17 protein-coding genes and 1 pseudogene are annotated in these 16,473 nt (G+C 70.9%); 7 read left to right on the forward strand and 11 right to left on the reverse strand.

Annotation, left to right across the window (positions count from 1 at the left end):
- Positions 1-385: 385 nt before the first annotated feature.
- The gene (locus tag AB0G56_RS02190; protein WP_360962264.1) at positions 386-1,036 is read right to left on the reverse strand and encodes a DNA-3-methyladenine glycosylase; all 651 of its coding nucleotides are present in this window, start codon (positions 1,034-1,036) and stop codon (positions 386-388) included.
- A gap of 139 nt (positions 1,037-1,175) precedes the next feature.
- Here AB0G56_RS02190 and AB0G56_RS02195 point away from each other — a divergent pair, with 139 nt between their 5' ends.
- From AB0G56_RS02195 to AB0G56_RS02205, 3 genes are all read left to right on the forward strand, one after another.
- Complete coding sequence (locus AB0G56_RS02195; protein ID WP_360962266.1) at positions 1,176-1,958, forward strand: sporulation protein; 783 nt, start codon at positions 1,176-1,178, stop codon at positions 1,956-1,958.
- A gap of 59 nt (positions 1,959-2,017) precedes the next feature.
- Positions 2,018-2,557: a YbhB/YbcL family Raf kinase inhibitor-like protein gene (locus AB0G56_RS02200; RefSeq protein WP_360962268.1), complete on the forward strand. Its 540-nt coding sequence runs from the start codon at positions 2,018-2,020 to the stop codon at positions 2,555-2,557.
- A 164-nt stretch (positions 2,558-2,721) separates the two neighbouring features.
- Positions 2,722-3,228 carry an HNH endonuclease gene (locus tag AB0G56_RS02205; RefSeq protein ID WP_360962271.1) on the forward strand — a complete coding sequence of 169 codons (507 nt, stop codon included), beginning with the start codon at positions 2,722-2,724 and terminating at the stop codon, positions 3,226-3,228.
- Between the two features lie 145 nt (positions 3,229-3,373).
- Here AB0G56_RS02205 and AB0G56_RS02210 read toward each other — a convergent pair whose 3' ends face one another.
- From AB0G56_RS02210 to AB0G56_RS02220, 3 genes are all read right to left on the reverse strand, one after another.
- On the reverse strand, positions 3,374-4,354 hold the full coding sequence (locus AB0G56_RS02210) for an SPFH domain-containing protein (protein ID WP_360962274.1): 981 nt from the start codon (positions 4,352-4,354) through the stop codon (positions 3,374-3,376).
- Between the two features lie 129 nt (positions 4,355-4,483).
- Positions 4,484-4,915 carry an NfeD family protein gene (locus AB0G56_RS02215; protein ID WP_360962277.1) on the reverse strand — a complete coding sequence of 144 codons (432 nt, stop codon included), beginning with the start codon at positions 4,913-4,915 and terminating at the stop codon, positions 4,484-4,486.
- Between the two features lie 179 nt (positions 4,916-5,094).
- Positions 5,095-5,892: an ABC transporter ATP-binding protein gene (locus tag AB0G56_RS02220; protein WP_360962280.1), complete on the reverse strand. Its 798-nt coding sequence runs from the start codon at positions 5,890-5,892 to the stop codon at positions 5,095-5,097.
- 152 nt (positions 5,893-6,044) lie between these two features.
- On the opposite strand from AB0G56_RS02220, the gene AB0G56_RS02225 reads away from it, so the two are divergent.
- Entirely contained in the window at positions 6,045-6,833 is a 789-nt protein-coding gene (locus AB0G56_RS02225) for a hypothetical protein (RefSeq protein WP_360962283.1), read from the forward strand.
- A gap of 244 nt (positions 6,834-7,077) precedes the next feature.
- Here AB0G56_RS02225 and chpE read toward each other — a convergent pair whose 3' ends face one another.
- From chpE to AB0G56_RS02240, 3 genes are all read right to left on the reverse strand, one after another.
- A complete protein-coding gene (gene chpE / locus AB0G56_RS02230) occupies positions 7,078-7,323 on the reverse strand; it encodes a chaplin ChpE (protein WP_037862057.1) in 246 nt (81 codons plus the stop codon).
- 156 nt (positions 7,324-7,479) lie between these two features.
- The gene (locus AB0G56_RS02235) at positions 7,480-8,121 is read right to left on the reverse strand and encodes a response regulator transcription factor (RefSeq protein WP_360962286.1); all 642 of its coding nucleotides are present in this window, start codon (positions 8,119-8,121) and stop codon (positions 7,480-7,482) included.
- Positions 8,114-9,259 carry a GAF domain-containing sensor histidine kinase gene (locus tag AB0G56_RS02240; protein ID WP_360962289.1) on the reverse strand — a complete coding sequence of 382 codons (1,146 nt, stop codon included), beginning with the start codon at positions 9,257-9,259 and terminating at the stop codon, positions 8,114-8,116. Before AB0G56_RS02240 ends, AB0G56_RS02235 begins: the two co-directional genes overlap by 8 nt.
- Before the next feature lie 196 nt (positions 9,260-9,455).
- On the opposite strand from AB0G56_RS02240, the pseudogene AB0G56_RS02245 reads away from it, so the two are divergent.
- Positions 9,456-9,608 (forward strand): annotated as a pseudogene (locus AB0G56_RS02245) (S-adenosylmethionine:tRNA ribosyltransferase-isomerase); the annotation flags it as partial.
- 297 nt (positions 9,609-9,905) lie between these two features.
- On the forward strand, positions 9,906-10,622 hold the full coding sequence (locus tag AB0G56_RS02250) for a transglycosylase SLT domain-containing protein (RefSeq protein ID WP_360962292.1): 717 nt from the start codon (positions 9,906-9,908) through the stop codon (positions 10,620-10,622).
- Between the two features lie 122 nt (positions 10,623-10,744).
- On the opposite strand, the gene AB0G56_RS02255 is transcribed toward AB0G56_RS02250, so the two are convergent.
- Positions 10,745-13,285: an FHA domain-containing protein gene (locus AB0G56_RS02255; protein ID WP_360962295.1), complete on the reverse strand. Its 2,541-nt coding sequence runs from the start codon at positions 13,283-13,285 to the stop codon at positions 10,745-10,747.
- Between the two features lie 738 nt (positions 13,286-14,023).
- Between AB0G56_RS02255 and serB the strand changes: the two genes are divergently transcribed.
- Entirely contained in the window at positions 14,024-15,232 is a 1,209-nt protein-coding gene (gene serB, locus AB0G56_RS02260) for a phosphoserine phosphatase SerB (RefSeq protein ID WP_360962298.1), read from the forward strand.
- A 69-nt stretch (positions 15,233-15,301) separates the two neighbouring features.
- Here serB and AB0G56_RS02265 read toward each other — a convergent pair whose 3' ends face one another.
- The 3 genes from AB0G56_RS02265 to AB0G56_RS02275 all read right to left on the reverse strand — a co-directional run bounded on the left by AB0G56_RS02265 (position 15,302) and on the right by AB0G56_RS02275 (position 16,446).
- Complete coding sequence (locus tag AB0G56_RS02265; RefSeq protein ID WP_360962301.1) at positions 15,302-15,820, reverse strand: histidine phosphatase family protein; 519 nt, start codon at positions 15,818-15,820, stop codon at positions 15,302-15,304.
- 111 nt (positions 15,821-15,931) lie between these two features.
- Positions 15,932-16,138, reverse strand: coding sequence for a hypothetical protein (locus AB0G56_RS02270; protein ID WP_360962304.1), 207 nt, complete (start codon positions 16,136-16,138; stop codon positions 15,932-15,934).
- 188 nt (positions 16,139-16,326) lie between these two features.
- The gene (locus tag AB0G56_RS02275) at positions 16,327-16,446 is read right to left on the reverse strand and encodes an SGM_5486 family transporter-associated protein (RefSeq protein WP_360962307.1); all 120 of its coding nucleotides are present in this window, start codon (positions 16,444-16,446) and stop codon (positions 16,327-16,329) included.
- Positions 16,447-16,473 lie beyond the last annotated feature (27 nt).

The following is a 16,473-nucleotide window of genomic DNA, read 5'->3' on the forward strand; positions in this document are numbered from 1 at the left end:
GGCGTTGACTTTTGGCACGCTGTTGAGTTCTCAAGGAACGGACGCTTCCTTCGTACTCACCCTCTCGGGCTTTCCTCCGGGCGCTTCCCTTCGGTCTTGCATTTCCGACTCTATCAGACCGTTTTCCGATCCGATTCCCAGTCGGGGGGGTTTGCCTCGGGCTTTCGGGCTTTCGCCCGTCGGCCTTTCGACATTCACTACGTTAGCCGATTCCCGTCCCGATTCATAATCGGGCTTCGCGGGTTCGAATTCGGGCGTGCGAGCACGCCACAATCGACCCCGGCGAAGGGGCTGTAGCTAGATAGTGGGTGGCCGCTCCGGCTGCAGGCGAACGCCGTACCCGGTTCAGCGGCTCGGGATACACTACGCACCTTCCCGAGACGAGTCAACTTCGGCGCCGCTTGGGCACGTGGGGACGGTAGGGGCTCACCGTCGGGTCGTCGGCGACCCAGTAGCGCCAGGGGTGGGCATCCCCGTTCCCGCCCTCGCCGGCGACGCCGGTGCGCGGACCGTTGCGCACCTGACCGTCCGGAGCCGGCGTGCCGGTCAGGATGCGGATCGGGGTGTCGCCCGCGGCGCAGGCGTCGGTCCCGTCCAGGGCGCGGTCGACGCCCAGGGCGGTGGCCAGCCGGGCTGGGCCCTTGGCGAGTTCCTTGTCGTTGCGGGCGGAGGGCCTGCGGGTGCGCGCCAGCTCGGCGCCTTCGACGACCTCGCCGGCCCGGAGCAGGACCCCGCTCGCCTGTCCCTCCGGTCCGCACACCAGGTTCATGCAGTGCCACATGCCGTAGGTGAAGTAGACGTACACGTGGCCGGGAGGACCGAACATCACCGCGTTGCGGGCCGTGCGGCCCCGGTAGGCGTGGGATCCCGGGTCGTTCGGGCCGTCGTAGGCCTCGACCTCGGTCAGGCGCAGCGCGATCGGGCCGTCGGGGGTCGTCCGGACGAGGAGGCGGCCCAGGAGGTCGGGCGCGACGTCGAGGACGGGACGGTCGAAGAAGTCTCGGGGCAGTGGCGTACGGTCCGGGGGCGCGATCATGGCTTCCGAGCGTAGTCCAGACGGGTGGCTGTCAAGGACTGGTCAAGGATCCCTCCCCTTGCCAGGGTGTGGATGCGGAACCGGCCGGGGCCGCGTCGCGTATGTAGGGATCAGGGTTCAACACCGTAGAGGGAGAGACATGGCGTTCAAGAAGCTGCTCGCGAGCCTCGGAGCGGGCGGGGCGTCCGTCGAGACCGAGCTGCACGAGGTCAACGTCGTGCCGGGCGGGGTCGTGCAGGGTGAGGTGCGGATCCAGGGCGGGTCCGTGAACCAGCAGATCGAGGGTCTGTCGGTCGGGCTCCAGGCCAGGGTCGAGGTCGAGAGCGGCGACGAGGAGTACAAGCAGAACATCGAGTTCACCAAGGTGCGGCTCGGCGGTGCCTTCGAGCTGCAGGCCGGAGCCGTGCACGCGGTGCCCTTCGGTCTGGAGATCCCTTGGGAGACGCCGGTCACGATGATCGACGGGCAGTCGCTGCGGGGCATGCACATCGGGGTGACGACGGAGCTGGCGATCGCCCGGGCGGTGGACTCCGGTGATCTGGACCCGATCAACGTGCACCCGATGCCGGCGCAGAAAGCGATCCTGGACGCGTTCATCCAGTTGGGCTTCCGCTTCAAGCACGCGGACATGGAGCGCGGCCACATCCGCGGGACGCGGCAGCGGCTGCCGTTCTACCAGGAGATCGAGTTTTACCCGCCGTCGGAGTACCGGGGTCTGAACGAGGTCGAGCTGAGCTTCGTCGCCGACGAGCAGGCGATGGACGTGGTCCTGGAGATGGACAAGAAGCCCGGCCTGTTCAGCGAGGGCAGCGACACCTACCGCTCCTTCCAGGTGGGTCTGCACGACTACCAGCAGACCGACTGGGCGGCGTACCTCCACCAGTGGATCGCCGAGGTCGGCAGCAGGCGCAGTTGGTTCTAGGGTCCGGACGAGGGCCCTAGGCTCGGTACCGACAACAGGAACGATCAGGAGGTACCGAGGTGACCGAGCTCAAGCGGCGGCCGCTCCCCCACGACTTCCACCCGCCCGTGCCGTCGTTCACGGTCACGAGCGACGACGTCCGGGAGGGCGGGACGCTCAAGGACGCGCAGGTCCAGGCGGCGGGGAACACCTCGCCGCAGCTGCGCTGGGAGGGTTTCCCGCCCGGGACCAAGAGCTTCGCCGTGACCTGCTACGACCCGGACGCCCCGACGGGCAGCGGGTTCTGGCACTGGGTGCTGTTCGACATCCCGGCCTCGGTCACGGAGCTGCCGGCGGGTGCGGGCGGCGGGAAGTTCGAGGGCCTGCCCGAGGGCGCCGTGCACGCGCGCAACGACTACGGGTCGAAGGACTTCGGGGGCGCCGCGCCGCCGCCGGGGGACGGCCCGCACCGGTACGTCTTCACGGTGTACGCCGTCGATCAGGAGAAGCTCGGTCCGGACGCGGACGCCTCGCCGGCCGTGGTGGGCTTCAACCTGCGGTTCCACACGCTGGGCCGGGCCCAGCTGATCGGTGAGTACGAGGCGCCCGCCCGAGGCTGAGACACCCGCCGCGCGTTTTCGCGTTCACCGAACGTTTGCCCGCCTCTGGTCTTGGAAGTGATCGGAGGCGGGCATTTTTATTGCGTTGTCCATCCCGGCGCGCCCGTCCAGAGTTGGTCCGGGCCCGCCGGGGGGTGGGCAGGTGCACACGGGAGGTGGGCCGGATGCGGGACACGCTGGTGCTGAACGCGAGCTTCGAGCCGCTGTCGACGGTGACGCTGAACCGAGCCGTCGTGCTGGTGCTGCAGGACAAGGCCGTCGTCGAGCAGGCCCACCCCGAACTGCGCATGCGGGGAGCCGAGGTGGACATACCGGCGCCCCGGGTGATCCGGCTGTGCCGGTACGTGCGGGTGCCCTTCCGAAGACAAGCGCCGTGGTCGAGGCGGGGGGTGCTGGTGCGGGACCGGCACCGGTGCGCGTACTGCGGACGGCGGGCGACGACCGTGGACCACGTGGTGCCGCGCTCGCACGGCGGGCAGGACACGTGGCTGAACACGGTGGCCTCATGCGCGGAGGACAACCACCGCAAGGCCGACCGGACTCCGGAGGAGGCGGGGATGCCGTTGCTGCGGACGCCGTTCGAGCCGACGCCCGCCGATGCGATGTTGTTCGCGCTGGGCGCGGACGAACTCGCCGGGCTGCCGGAGTGGTTGGGCCGGGAGGCCGCCTGACGCCTCGCCGCGGGGGTGTTCGCGGTTCGCCGGCCGCGCGTGGTACGCGGCTGGTCGCGCCCACACGGGGAGGCCGCGTGCGTGCCGAGACGTCCCCGCGCCCTGGGTGGGTGCGGGGACGTCGCGCTCTCCCGGGTGCCCTCGGTCAGTCGATGAAGGGCTTCTCGCGGCGTTCGGAGGGGCTGTTCCGGCCGTCGTTCTGGGCCGGGACGGTGGTGCCGCCGCCGTTGCCGCCGCCCGAATTGCCGCCCAGCGGGCCGAAGTTGCCCATGGCGCCGGAGAGGCCCTTGAGGGCGTCGCCGATCTCGCTGGGGACGATCCAGAGCTTGTTGGCGTCGCCCTCGGCGATCTTCGGGAGCATCTGGAGGTACTGGTAGGAGAGGAGCTTCTGGTCCGGGTCGCCGGCGTGGATGGCCTCGAAGACCGTACGGACGGCCTGGGCCTCGCCTTCGGCGCGCAGTGCGGCGGCCTTGGCCTCGCCTTCGGCGCGCAGGATCTGGGACTGCTTCTCGCCCTCGGCGCGCAGGATCTCGGACTGCCGGACACCTTCGGCCTGGAGGATGGCGGCGCGCTTGTCACGGTCGGCGCGCATCTGCTTCTCCATCGAGTCCTGGATGGAGGTGGGGGGTTCGATGGCCTTCAGTTCGACGCGGTTGACGCGGATGCCCCACTTGCCGGTGGCCTCGTCGAGGACGCCGCGCAGGGCCGCGTTGATCTCCTCGCGCGAGGTGAGGGTGCGCTCCAGGTCCATGCCGCCGATGATGTTGCGCAGGGTGGTGACGGTGAGCTGCTCGATGGCCTGGATGTAGCTGGCGACCTCGTAGGTGGCGGCGCGCGCGTCGGTCACCTGGTAGTAGATGACGGTGTCGATGTTGACGACCAGGTTGTCCTGGGTGATCACCGGCTGCGGGGGGAAGGGCACGACCTGTTCGCGCAGGTCGATGCGGTTGCGGATGGTGTCGATGAAGGGGACGACGATGTTGAGCCCCGCGTTGAGCGTGCGCGTGTAGCGGCCGAAGCGCTCCACGATGGCCGCGCTGGCCTGTGGGATGACCTGGATGGTCTTGATCAGGGCGATGAAGACCAACACCACCAGAATGATCAGGACGATGATGACCGGTTCCATCGACGGCTCCCTGTCCCCTTCTCCGCCTCGGCGCTTCGGGAAGATCTTATTGGGCTCTTGCGGCTGTTGAAGATCTTGCTGGTCGAGTCTGACAGACCGTCGTCCGCCTCGTGGGGTGTTCGGTGCAGGTCACATGACGACAGCGGTCGCTCCTTCGATGTCGACCACGTCGACTTCGGCGCCCGGCTCGTAGACACGGTCGGTGTCCAGTGCCCGCGCGGACCAGATCTCCCCGGCGAGCTTGATCCGGCCGCCGGAGCCGTCGACGCGTTCGAGGACGACGGCCTGCCTGCCCTTCAGGGCGTCGATGCCGGTGGCCAGGCGCGGGCTCTGCCGGGAGTGCCGGGCCGCGATGGGGCGTACGACGGCGATGAGGGCGACGGAGACGGCGAGGAAGACGACGACCTGGACGACGGTTCCGAAGCCGAGGCCGGCGACGATCGCGCCGGCGACGGCGCCGACCGCGAGCATGCCGAACTCCGGCATCGCGGTCACCACGAGCGGGATTCCGAGCGCAGCCGCGCCGACGAGCCACCACACCCATGCGTCGATGTCGTTCACATGGTCATGGTAGGACCGCGGGTCGCGCGGCGGACAGGGCGCACGGGGGGCGGCTCAGGGCGGGGGTTCGGAAGCGGGGGTTCGGAAGGTGTGCGGCAACCGCGGCCGGGGCGGGGGCCGTTGACGGCTGCGTACGGGCAACCCGGGGCCGGAGCGCGGGATTCGGGGCGGGCGGGCGGTCAGGAAAGCGGGAGGCCCTGGGCGGTCCAGCGGTCGCCGACCTGCTCGACGACGAGCGGGAGTCCGAAGCAGCGGGAGAGGTTGCGGGAGGTCAGTTCCAGCTCCAGGGGGCCCGCGGCGAGGACCCTGCCCTGATTGATCATCAGGACGTGGGAGAAGCCGGGGGCGATCTCCTCGACGTGATGGGTGACCATGATCATCGAGGGGGCGATCGGGTCGCGGGCGAGCCGGCCGAGACGGCGGACGAGGTCCTCCCGGCCGCCGAGGTCGAGGCCTGCGGCGGGCTCGTCCAGGAGCAGCAGTTCGGGGTCGGTCATGAGGGCGCGGGCGATCAGGGTGCGCTTGCGCTCGCCCTCGGAGAGGGTGCCGAAGCGGCGGTCGAGGTACTCGGTCATGCCGAGGCGGTCGAGGAAGGCGCGGGCGCGCTGCTCGTCGACGTCCTCGTACTCCTCCTGCCAGCCGGCGGTCATGCCGTACGCGGCGGTCAGCACGGTCTGCAGGACGGTCTGGCGCTTGGGGAGCTTCTCGGCCATGGCGATGCCGGCCATGCCGATGCGGGGGCGCAGTTCGAAGACGTCGGTGCCGGGCTTGCCGAGGGTCTCGCCGAGGATGGTGGCGGTGCCCTTGCTGGGGTAGAGGTAGCTGGAGGCGACGTTCAGGAGGGTGGTCTTGCCGGCGCCGTTGGGGCCGAGGATGACCCAGCGCTCGCCCTCCTTGACCGACCAGGAGACCTGGTCCACCAGAGCCCGGCCCTCGCGGACCACGGATACGTCCTGAAGCTCCAGAACATCGCTCATGAGCGCGTTGTCTCCCCTTGCAGTGTGCCGCCGGTCTCGGCTGTCGCGTACGCCTGTGGCTCGGTCCGCCGCGCCGGTGGGCGCAGCCCCCACCGAATCTACGCCACCGGCCGGGCGGGCTGTTCCATCGGTCCGGTCCTTAGGGTGGACACATGCTCTCGGAACCGCGTTCTGGACGCCTCACAGCTTGGGGAAACGCACTTCTTGCCGGACTTGTCTCTCCGGATGACGCCGTGCTCGCCGTGGTGGGCGAGGATGCCGTCCACCGAGTGGCGGGGCTGCCCGGCGAGGCGGGGGCCGTCGGGCTCACGCTCGCGCTGGGGCGGCTGCGCGCCCTGGGGGTGGGTGCCCTGCGGGTGGCACTTCCGGCGCCGGGGCATCCGCTGGGGCTGAGCGGTCCGCCGGAGTTCAACGCGCGGGCGCTGGAAGCCGGGGAGGCGGTGATCTGTCACGGCGCCGCGATCGGCCTTGTGCCCGAGGTGCACGAGGCGGGTCCCGCGGGTGATGTGCACGCCGAGGTGGTGTGGCACGTGCTCCCGGTGCGGGAGGCGCCGCCCGCCGACGTGCCGTCGCTGGGTGAGGCCGAGCGGGAGCTGGCGGAGGCGCTGCGGGAGGCGACCGAGGTGCTGTCGCGCCTCGACGTGGCGGGGTCGGGGCCCGTGGCGGAAGCCGCGGTCGATGCGTACCGGGCTCGGGCCGAGCGCGGGAGGGAGGTGCTGGCGCCCGGGTATCCGCCGCGGGCGGTGCGGGTGCTGGAGCTGGCGCAGCGGGTCGGACTGCTGGTGTCGCTGGCGTACGGCAACGGGCACGGGGGCGCGGTGAGCGCGTCCGAGATGGCCGCGCGGGGGGCGGCGCTGCGGCCGGTGGAGCGGACGGCCCGGCGGGCGCAGGTCGCGGCGTACAACTCCGTTGTGGAGGAGCGGGAGAAGGGGGTGCGGTGAGGGGGGCTGTTCTGTGGCCCGCGTCGGTGTGAGCGGCGGGGGGCTGTGCTCCCAGGCCTCCCCTTCGACCTGAACGGCCTCGTCCTCAAGCTCCCCCGAGCTCTTCGAGCAGGGGGTGCCCCCGGACGGACTGCTTCTGCCGACCTCGCTGGATCTGCGGGCCGCCGCCGCTGAAGGGGCCGGAAAGCCGAACGGCCTCCCGGGGTGGGCCCGGGAGGCCGTGGGCATCGGGGTGGCGCCGGTCTCAGTGGTTGAGGCCGAGGTTGCCGAAGGCCGGGTTCAGGACACCGATGACGTTGACGCTGTTGCCGACGGCGTTGACCGGGATGTGGATCGGGGCCTGGATGACGTTGCCCGAGACGACGCCCGGGGAGGCCTTGGCCGCACCGGCGGCCGCGGCGCCGTCATGGGCGGAGGCCATTCCGGCGCCGGCGGCCACGAGCCCGCCGGCCACCATCGTCACAGCCGCTGCCTTCTTCAGGTTCTTCACGCTTGAGTCCTCCTGGTGATCGCCACGGCAGTCGCCGCAGCACGCACTGGAGAACGGCCGGGGCGCGCGGAGGTTGCGCCATCCGGGGGACATTCCCACGACGGTATGAATCTCAGTCCGGAAGGGGACGCTCCGTATTGCCGGGCGCGGGGCTCGTCACCCGGTCACGCCATGGCGTACGGCCCACAGCGCGGCCTGGGTGCGGTCCGCCAGGTCGAGCTTCATCAGGATGTTCGACACGTGCGTCTTGACGGTCTTCTCGGAGAGCACCAGGGCACGGGCGATCTCGCGGTTGGAACGGCCGTCCGCTATCAGGCCCAGCACCTCCCGCTCCCGGTCCGTGAGGGACGTGCCGCGACCCTGACCCGTGTGGGCCTCCTCCTGGGACAGCAGGGCCCCGGCGACCTCGGGCTGGAGCAGGATGTGGCCCGCGTGCACGGAGCGGATGGCGCCGGCCAGCGCATCGGGGTCGACGTCCTTGTAGACGTATCCGGCGGCGCCCGCGCGCAGGGCCGGGACCACCGTGCGCTGCTCGGTGAAGCTGGTGACGATGAGCACGCGCGCGGGGTTGTCGAGCGCGCGGAGCCGGCGCAGTGCCTCGACGCCGTCCATGACGGGCATCTTGACGTCCATGAGGACCACGTCGGGTCTCAGCTCCTCGGCCCGGTCGACGCCCTCCGCGCCGTCCGCCGCCTCGCCGACGACCTCTATGTCGTCCTGCACCTCCAGGAAGGTGCGCAGGCCCCGGCGGACCACCTGGTGGTCGTCGACGACCAGCACCTTGATTGCGTCAGCCACCCGGGGCCTCCATCTCGATCGTGGTGCCCTTGCCGGGCGCCGATTCCACGGTCAGCACGCCGCCGGCGCCGCTCGCCCGGTCCCGCATGGAGACCAGCCCGAGATGGCGGCCGGCGCGGCGCACCGTGCGCGGGTCGAAGCCGGTGCCGTCGTCGGTGACGCGCAGGACGGCGCCACCGCCGCGGCGGTCGAGGGTGACGTCGACATGTTCGGCGCCGGAGTGCCGCAGCGCGTTGTGCAGCGCCTCCTGGGCGACGCGCAGCAGTGCCTCCTCCTGGGCGGCCGGCAGCGCGCGGAAACCTCGGGCGGCGAAGGTGACGCGCGCGCTGTGGGCGCGGTCCAGGACCTGGACCTGGGTGCGCAGGGTGGCGACCAGTCCGTCCTCGTCGAGGGCCGCCGGGCGCAGCTCCACCACGGCGGCGCGCAGTTCGTCGGCGGCCTCGGCGGCGAGTACGGCCACCTGGTGCAGCTCTCCCTTGGCGCGGACGGGGTCGCGGTCGACGAGCGCGGCGGCGGCCTGGGCGGTCAGGCGCAGGGAGAACAGCTTCTGGCTGACCGCGTCGTGCAGTTCGTGGGCGAGGCGGGAGCGTTCCTCGGCGATGGTCAGTTCGCGGCTGCGCTCGTAGAGGCGGGCGTTGGTGAGGGCGATGGCGGCGTGCTGGGCGAGGATGGCGAGCAGTTCCTCGTCCTCCTCGGTGAAGCCGCAGCTGCCCTCCGGTTTGGGGCAGCGCTTGTTGGCCAGGAAGAGGGCCCCGATGACCTCGTCGCCGTCACGGACGGGCAGCCCCAGGAAGTCGGACATCTCGGGGTGGGCGGCCGGCCAGCCCTCGAAGCGCGGGTCCTTGCGCACGTCGGCCAGGCGCTCGGCCCGCGCCTCGTGCAGCATCGCAGCGAGGATGCCGTGCTGGCGCGGGAGCGGGCCGATGGCGCGCCACTGCTCGTCGCTGACGCCGTCGACCACGAACTGTGCGAAGCCGCCGTGGTCGTCGGGGACGCCGAGCGCCGCGTACTGCGCGTCGAGCAGCTCACGGGCGGAGGCGACGATCGTCTTGAGGACGTCGCGCACCTCCAGGTGCCTGCTCATGGCCAGCAGCGCGGAACTCACCGCGGCGAGGCCGGACCGGGGGCCTTGACTCATGTCCTCACGGTACCGGCGGGGTGTGACAGCGGGATCGGACCTGTGGAGGCCCTTCCTGGGTCGCCGGTCCTAGGTCCGGCGACGGGCCCGACCGGGAAGCGGGAAGGGAGGGCGGCGGCGCGGTGGCTCCGCGCTGCGTCGCGTCCTCTCCGGCTCCCGTCCCGGGTCCGGGTCCTGGAGCCCCAGGACAGGCGGGATGCTCGAAGCGGCCGCCGGGCGGGCGGCGATCGCCCGCGGTTATCAGGAGGCGGTGCGCGGGCACTGCCTCTGGCACGAGTTCGGCGACGTGCATCTCGTCCTTCCGGAGGAGGACACTCACACAATGCGTTGCGACGGCAACGAACAGTGAGGAAGGGCCTCCGTCGATGTGAGGACGCACATAGGGCGCAGGTCACGTACGAAGGGGCATAGGAGAGGACGCTCCCCTGGTGAACGGGACAGACATCCCTGTCTGTCCCGTTTTGTCGGTTCCTGATCCACTACCCGGCTTCGTACGTCACACCTTTGCCCTCGGATTTTGCGACCGCTAAGAATTGCTCTCGTCGCTCAGCGCCGTGGGTTTCCGCTCGTGGCGTTCGTGTGGGAAGGACCCCCTCCCGCAGTCCGGAGAGCGACCTCCGCGCTACTCGAAGAGGTCCATTTCGCCATGCCCGCAAACTTCCGTCTGCTCCGCCATAGTCGTTCCCTGACCCGCACCCACAAGGTCGCCGTCGCCGGTGCCGCCACCCTCGGTGCCGCCGCCCTCGCCTTCACCGCCGTCCCCGGCGGCGCTCACACCACCACGTCCGCCGACACCGTCGCGGCCCCGGTGAAGGTCGGCTCGCAGTCGGTCAAGGACGTCAAGGCCGACGTCACCGACCAGCTCGCCGGCCAGAGCGTCAAGATCCAGGCCATCGAGGCCAAGCAGCAGGCCGCCACGAAGCACAAGGCCGAGGCCGCCGCCGCCAAGCACAAGGCCGAAGCCGCCCACCAGGCCGAGAAGGCCGCCTCCCGGTCCGCCGCCCGCCCGCAGATGCAGACGGTCGCCGCCTCCACCAGCTACGGCAACAACCTCGACGGCTGGATCCGGCAGTCGCTGTCCATCATGAGGCAGCACAACATCCCCGGGTCCTACAGCGGCCTGCACCGCAACATCATGCGGGAGTCCTCGGGCAACCCGATGGCCATGAACGGCTGGGACGTCAACGCCCGCAACGGCATCCCCTCCAAGGGCCTGCTGCAGGTCATCCAGCCGACCTTCACCGCGTACCACGTCTCCGGCACGTCCAGGAACATCTACGACCCGGTCGCCAACATCACCGCCGCCGCCAACTACGCGGCGCACCGGTACGGCTCGATCGACAACGTCAACAGCGCGTACTGACCCTGCGGGGTCGGCGCGGACCTCTGACGGCACGACGCGGAAGGGCGGCACCCGGTGTGGGTGCCGCCCTTCGTCGTACCGCGCGCGGTCCGTGTCTCACCGCCCGTGCGGCGCGGTGCGCGTCACTTGCGCATGACCTCGGGCTCGTGGCGGCGCAGGAAGCGCGCCACCAGGAAGCCACAGACGACACCGAGGGCGATCAGCGCGGCCATGTCGAGGCTCCAGGCCGAGGCCGTGTGGTCCCACAGCGGGTCGGTGCTGGTCGGGTCGTCGATGTTCGGGGAGATCTTGTTCAGGTCCAGCGTGGTGCCGGCGCCCGCCACCGCCCAGCGCGACGGCATCAGGTACGACAGCTCGTTGACGCCGAGCGTGCCGTGCAGCTTGAACAGGCAGCCGGTGAACACGACCTGGATGATCGCGAACATCACCAGCAGCGGCATGGTCTTCTCGGCGGTCTTCACCAGCGAGGAGATCACCAGGCCGAACATCATCGAGGTGAAGCCCAGCGCCATGATCGGCAGGCACAGCTCGAACAGTGTGGCGTTGCCGAGGATCAGGCCCTCGCCGGGGATGTCGCGGCTGGAGAAGCCGATCAGGCCGACCATCAGGCCCTGCAGCACCGTGATCACACCGAGCACGACGACCTTGGACATCAGGTACGCCGACCGGGACAGGCCGGTGGCGCGCTCCCGCTCGTAGATCACCCGTTCCTTGATCAGCTCGCGGACGGAGTTCGCGGCGCCCGCGAAGCACGCGCCGACCGCCAGGATCAGCAGGACGGTGGTCGCCGTGCCGTTCGGGGTGGGCAGGTGCGTCCTGGAGTTGACCGGGTTGACCAGCAGGCCCTTCTCGTGGTCGATCAGCAGGCTGACCGCGCCGAGCACCGCCGGGAGGATCACCGTCAGCGCGAGGAACCCCTTGTCGGAGGCGATGACCGACACGTACCGCCGCACCAGGGTCAGCAGCTGCGAACCCCAGCCCTGCGGCTTGGGCGGCTTGATGGCCTGCGGCGGGGGCATGGTCACCGACTGCGGGGCGACCGCGTCGATGTCCGCGGCGTACATCTGGTAGTGCTGCGAGCCCTTCCAGCGGCCCGCCCAGTCGTAGTCGCGGTAGCTCTCGAAGGCGGAGAAGACGTCGGCCCAGCTGTCGTAGCCGAAGAAGTTCAGCGCCTCCTCGGGCGGCCCGAAGTAGGCGACCGAGCCGCCCGGCGCCATCACCAGCAGCTTGTCGCAGATCGCCAGCTCGGCCACCGAGTGGGTCACCACGAGGACGGTCCTACCGTCGTCGGCCAGACCGCGCAGCAGCTGCATCACGTCGCGGTCCATGCCCGGGTCGAGGCCGGAGGTCGGCTCGTCCAGGAAGATCAGTGACGGCTTGGTGAGCAGCTCCAGGGCGACCGACACGCGCTTGCGCTGGCCGCCGGAGAGCGAGGTGACCTTCTTATCCTTGTGGATGTCGAGCTTCAGCTCGCGCAGCACCTCGTCGATGCGGGCGTCGCGCTCGGCGCCCGTGGTGTCGGAGGGGAAGCGCAGCTTGGCCGCGTACTTCAGGGCCTTCTTGACGGTCAGCTCCTTGTGCAGGATGTCGTCCTGCGGGACCAGACCGATGCGCTGGCGCAGCTCGGCGAACTGCTTGTACAGGTTCCGGTTGTCGTAGAGGACCTCGCCCTGGTCGGCCGGGCGGTAACCGGTGAGCGCCTTGAGCAGGGTGGACTTGCCGGAGCCCGACGGACCGATGACCGCGATCAGCGACTTCTCCGGGACGCCGAACGAGACGTCCTTGAGGATCTGCTTGCCGCCGTCGACCGTGACGGTCAGGTGCCGTGCGGAGAAGGACACCTCGCCGGTGTCGACGAACTCCTCCAGCCGGTCGCCGACGATCCGGAACGTCGAGTGGCCGACGCCCACGATGTCGGCGGGGCCGAGCGTGGCCGAGCCGCCCTTGGGGATCGGCTGGCCGTTGACGTACGTGCCGTTGTGCGAGCCCAGGTCCCTGATCTCCATGCGCCCGTCGGGCATGGCGTGGAACTCGGCGTGGTTGCGGGAGACCTGGAGGTCGGAGACGACCAGTTCGTTCTCGAGGGCGCGGCCGATGCGCATCACACGGCCCAGGGAGAACTGGTGGAACGTGGTCGGGCTGCGGTCGCCGTGGACCGGCGGCGCCCCCGCGCCACCACCGGGGCCCTGCTGCGGGATCGAGGGCGCCTGCTGCGCCTGCGGCGGCTGCTGCTGCCAGCCGGCCTGCGGGTCCTGCTGCGCGGCCGGCGGCTGGGGTGCCTGCGGCTGCCCCCAGCCCGCGCCGGCACCCGCGCCCTGTGCGGCGTAGGGCTGCTGCTGCGGCTGGGCCTGCGGCGTCGCGACGGCCGCGGCGGCGGCCGAGAGGTTCAGGCACGGGCCGTCGGTGGCGTTGCCGAGGTGAACGGCCGAGCCCGGGCCGATCTCCGTCTGCTGGAAGCGCTGCCCCCGCACGAACGTGCCGTTGGTGCTGCCGTGGTCCTCGATCACCCAACTGCTGCCGTTGTGGCTGACCGTGGCATGGCGCCAGGAGACCCTGGCGTCGTCGAATGCGATGTCACCCTGCGGATCGCGGCCGAGGGTGTAGGTCCGGGACGGATCGAGCGTCCAGGTCCGTCCATTGGTTTCCAGTACGAGTTCCGGCACTCCAAGCCCCACTGAGTTGTCCCCCGAATTGCCCCCGTCGCGCGGGGAGTCTAGGGATGTCGAACATCGTGGGGAACTATTCCAGGCTCCGCCCTCTGACCGAAAGCCGGGCCTTGTCATGAGTAGGTAACGCGTGCTCCCGGCAGAGGGCGCCCGCACGTTCCAAATGCGGCCGGAGAGTGGCAATCCCGGCCGAGGAGGCCATGGGGAGGACGGGTGGGGGACGGGCGGGGGACGGACGGAGGACATGCGGGAGGCTCCACGGTGGCGGCACCCGGTGCCGGAGGCGCGGTCGCTCCGTCCCGCGGCGTTTCCGCCGTCGGCCAGGACACGCACGAGGCGCGCGCCGCCGTCGACATCACGCCAGGGGGGCGTGTGCCGGTCGGACGGGGGCGGACCGGGCCGGACGGTGGGTGGGCCCGGCCGGGCAGTGGGCGGACCCGGCTGGACGGGGGCGGACCGGGCCGGACGGTGGGCGGACCCGGCCGGGCAGTGGGCGGACCCGGCGGGACGCTGGGCTGGCCACCGCGGTCGGATCATGTGGACAGACCGCGGGCGGACCACGGGAAGGGCCGGGCGGACGGACCATGGGAAGGGCCCGGCGGACGGACCGGAAGGACCCGGCGCAGATGGCCGGCCCGGTGCTCGGTGGCCACCTGAATGACACCCAGTGTTCCCCGTCCGCCAGGCGGACCTGAGGGGCAGGAGGCACTGGGTGCCGGATACGGTGGAGGCACCATGAGCGCTTCGCAGAGTTCCGATGACCTCACCCTTCTCGTCAAGATCTTCGGGAAGGACAGGCCGGGCATCACGGCCGGCCTCTTCGACACCCTCGCGGCCTACTCCGTCGACGTGGTCGACATCGAGCAGGTCGTCACCCGCGGCCGCATGGTGCTGTGCGCGCTCGTCACCCAGCCGTCCCCCGGTCTGGAGGGCGACCTGCGGGCCACCGTGCACAGCTGGGCCGAGTCGATGAGGATGCAGGCGGAGATCATCTCCGGGCGCGGCGACAACCGGCCGCGCGGCCTCGGGCGCTCCCTGGTCACCGTGCTCGGCCATCCCCTCACCGCGGAGGCCACCGCCCGGATCGCGGCGCGGATCACCAAGGCCGGCGGGAACATCGACCGGATCTTCCGGCTGGCCAAGTATCCGGTCACGGCCGTGGAGTTCGCCGTGTCCGGCGTGGAGACGGAACCGCTGCGCACCGCCCTGGTGACGGAGGCGGCGGCCCTGGGGGTCGACGTCGCGGTCGTCGCGGCGGGCCTGCACCGCCGGGCGCAGCGTCTGGTCGTCATGGACGTGGACTCGACGCTCATCCAGGACGAGGTCATCGAGCTGTTCGCCGCGCACGCCGGTTGCGAGGACAAGGTCGCCGAGGTGACGGCGGCCGCGATGCGCGGGGAACTGGACTTCGAGCAGTCGCTGCACGCCCGGGTGGCGCTCCTGGCGGGGCTGGACGCCTCGGTGGTGGAGAAGGTGCGCAGCGAGGTGCGGCTCACGCCGGGTGCGCGGACCCTGATCCGTACGCTGAAGCGGCTCGGTTACCAGGTCGGGGTGGTCTCGGGTGGTTTCACCCAGGTCACGGACGACCTGAAGGATCGGCTCGGGCTGGACTTCGCGCAGGCCAACACGCTGGAGATAGTCGACGGGAAGCTGACGGGCCGGGTCACGGGCGAGATCGTCGACCGGGCCGGCAAGGCACGGCTGCTGCGCAGGTTCGCCGCCGAGGCGGGCGTTCCACTGGCGCAGACCGTGGCGATCGGTGACGGGGCGAACGACCTGGACATGCTGAACGCGGCGGGCCTCGGGGTCGCCTTCAACGCCAAGCCGGTGGTCCGCGAGGCCGCGCACACCGCGGTGAACGTGCCCTTCCTCGACACGGTCCTGTACCTGCTCGGTGTCACCCGCGAAGAGGTCGAGGCGGCGGACGCCCACGAGGAGCGCTGAGGTCTCGGGGAGCGCTGAGGTCACGCGCGCGCCCGCCAGGGCCGGGTCCTGCCAGAGCCGGGGGCTTTGCTACTCCGACGGCGCCCAGTAGTCGACCAGCGTGGCCACGCCCGGCTCCAGGGTCTTCCAGGAGCCCTCGAAGGAGACGACGGCGAAGGCCGCGGCCGGGAAGCCGCGGCGGGTCAGCCGCTCACGGGCGTCGCCCTCGGCCGCGCCGGACAGCACCTCGGTCAGCCCCTGGACGCCCGGGTTGTGGCCGATCAGGATGGCGTTGCGCACGTCGTCCGGCGTCTCGTTGAGCACGGCGATCAACTCGCCCGGCGAGGCCTCGTAGATCCGCTCCTCGTAGACGGTTTTCGGCCGCTCCGGCAGTTCGTGGACGGCGAGCTTCCAGGTCTCACGGGTGCGGACGGCGGTCGAGCAGAGGGCCAGGTCGAGAGGGACGCCGGTGTCGGCCAGCTTGCGGCCGGCCACCGCCGCGTCCTTGCGGCCCCGGTCGGCAAGCGGTCGCTCGTGATCGTTCACCTGGGGCCAGTCGGCCTTCGCATGCCGGAAGAGGACAATCCTGCGGGGTTCTGCGACGCTCATGGAACCCAGCTTCGCACGAAACAGGCCATGGGGCGCAGGGAGTTGACAGGCGGCTCCCGGCGTGACGGGGGCCGGTGCCGACCGGTGCTGTGGCCGGGGAAGGCCGCCGGTTCAGCGGCCGAGCAGCTCCTGGGCGCGCTGCAGGAGCTGGGTGATCGCCGGGTCGCCGGTGGCCGCGTGGGCGTCCGACGGGTTGAGTATCAGAGCGAGCAGGGCGACGAAGGCGAGGGCCGGCAGGGCCAGGGCCCACCACGGCAACCGGATGTCGACGCCGCCCGAGGTCGCCGGGTGGGGCCGGGTGTGCGTACGGGCCGACATGCTCGCCTCCGCTGGTCGCCGCTGTCTCCGAGTGCTGCGCGGACCGCCTGTCGCGGTCACATCTCGAAGGTACGGAACCAGCGCGCCCCGGCCTATCCGGTGATCCACCCACTTGACCCTGACCCGTACCCCCTAGGGGACGGGGGGCTGGCCCTACCCCGCCCGGTCCGGGCCCGAGGCAACCGGGATCAGGGAGAGACGGCGGTCGCGACGATGGCGATGATCACGAAGATGGCGAGGAACGAGCCGAAGATCAGTAGCATCTTCTTCTGGCTGTTCTTCGGGTTCGGGTCGAGCACAGGCTGCATGGCCCCAGTTTCGCACCTTCGTCCCGC

Origin of the sequence: Streptomyces sp. NPDC021356 (assembly GCF_040641015.1) — a bacterium.
GTDB lineage: Bacteria > Actinomycetota > Actinomycetes > Streptomycetales > Streptomycetaceae > Streptomyces.

What these genes read in the sequence shown, in the direction of transcription:
- AB0G56_RS02190 (WP_360962264.1), bottom strand. Translation starts at nt 1,036, where the DNA reads ATGATCGCGCCCCCGGACCGTACGCCACTGCCCCGAGACTTCTTCGAC.
- AB0G56_RS02195 (WP_360962266.1), top strand. Translation starts at nt 1,176, where the DNA reads ATGGCGTTCAAGAAGCTGCTCGCGAGCCTCGGAGCGGGCGGGGCGTCC.
- AB0G56_RS02205 (WP_360962271.1), top strand. Translation starts at nt 2,722, where the DNA reads ATGCGGGACACGCTGGTGCTGAACGCGAGCTTCGAGCCGCTGTCGACG.
- AB0G56_RS02210 (WP_360962274.1), bottom strand. Translation starts at nt 4,354, where the DNA reads ATGGAACCGGTCATCATCGTCCTGATCATTCTGGTGGTGTTGGTCTTC.
- AB0G56_RS02220 (WP_360962280.1), bottom strand. Translation starts at nt 5,892, where the DNA reads ATGAGCGATGTTCTGGAGCTTCAGGACGTATCCGTGGTCCGCGAGGGC.
- AB0G56_RS02225 (WP_360962283.1), top strand. Translation starts at nt 6,045, where the DNA reads ATGCTCTCGGAACCGCGTTCTGGACGCCTCACAGCTTGGGGAAACGCA.
- AB0G56_RS02240 (WP_360962289.1), bottom strand. Translation starts at nt 9,259, where the DNA reads ATGAGTCAAGGCCCCCGGTCCGGCCTCGCCGCGGTGAGTTCCGCGCTG.
- AB0G56_RS02250 (WP_360962292.1), top strand. Translation starts at nt 9,906, where the DNA reads ATGCCCGCAAACTTCCGTCTGCTCCGCCATAGTCGTTCCCTGACCCGC.
- serB (WP_360962298.1), top strand. Translation starts at nt 14,024, where the DNA reads ATGAGCGCTTCGCAGAGTTCCGATGACCTCACCCTTCTCGTCAAGATC.
- AB0G56_RS02265 (WP_360962301.1), bottom strand. Translation starts at nt 15,820, where the DNA reads ATGAGCGTCGCAGAACCCCGCAGGATTGTCCTCTTCCGGCATGCGAAG.
- AB0G56_RS02270 (WP_360962304.1), bottom strand. Translation starts at nt 16,138, where the DNA reads ATGTCGGCCCGTACGCACACCCGGCCCCACCCGGCGACCTCGGGCGGC.
- AB0G56_RS02275 (WP_360962307.1), bottom strand. Translation starts at nt 16,446, where the DNA reads ATGCAGCCTGTGCTCGACCCGAACCCGAAGAACAGCCAGAAGAAGATG.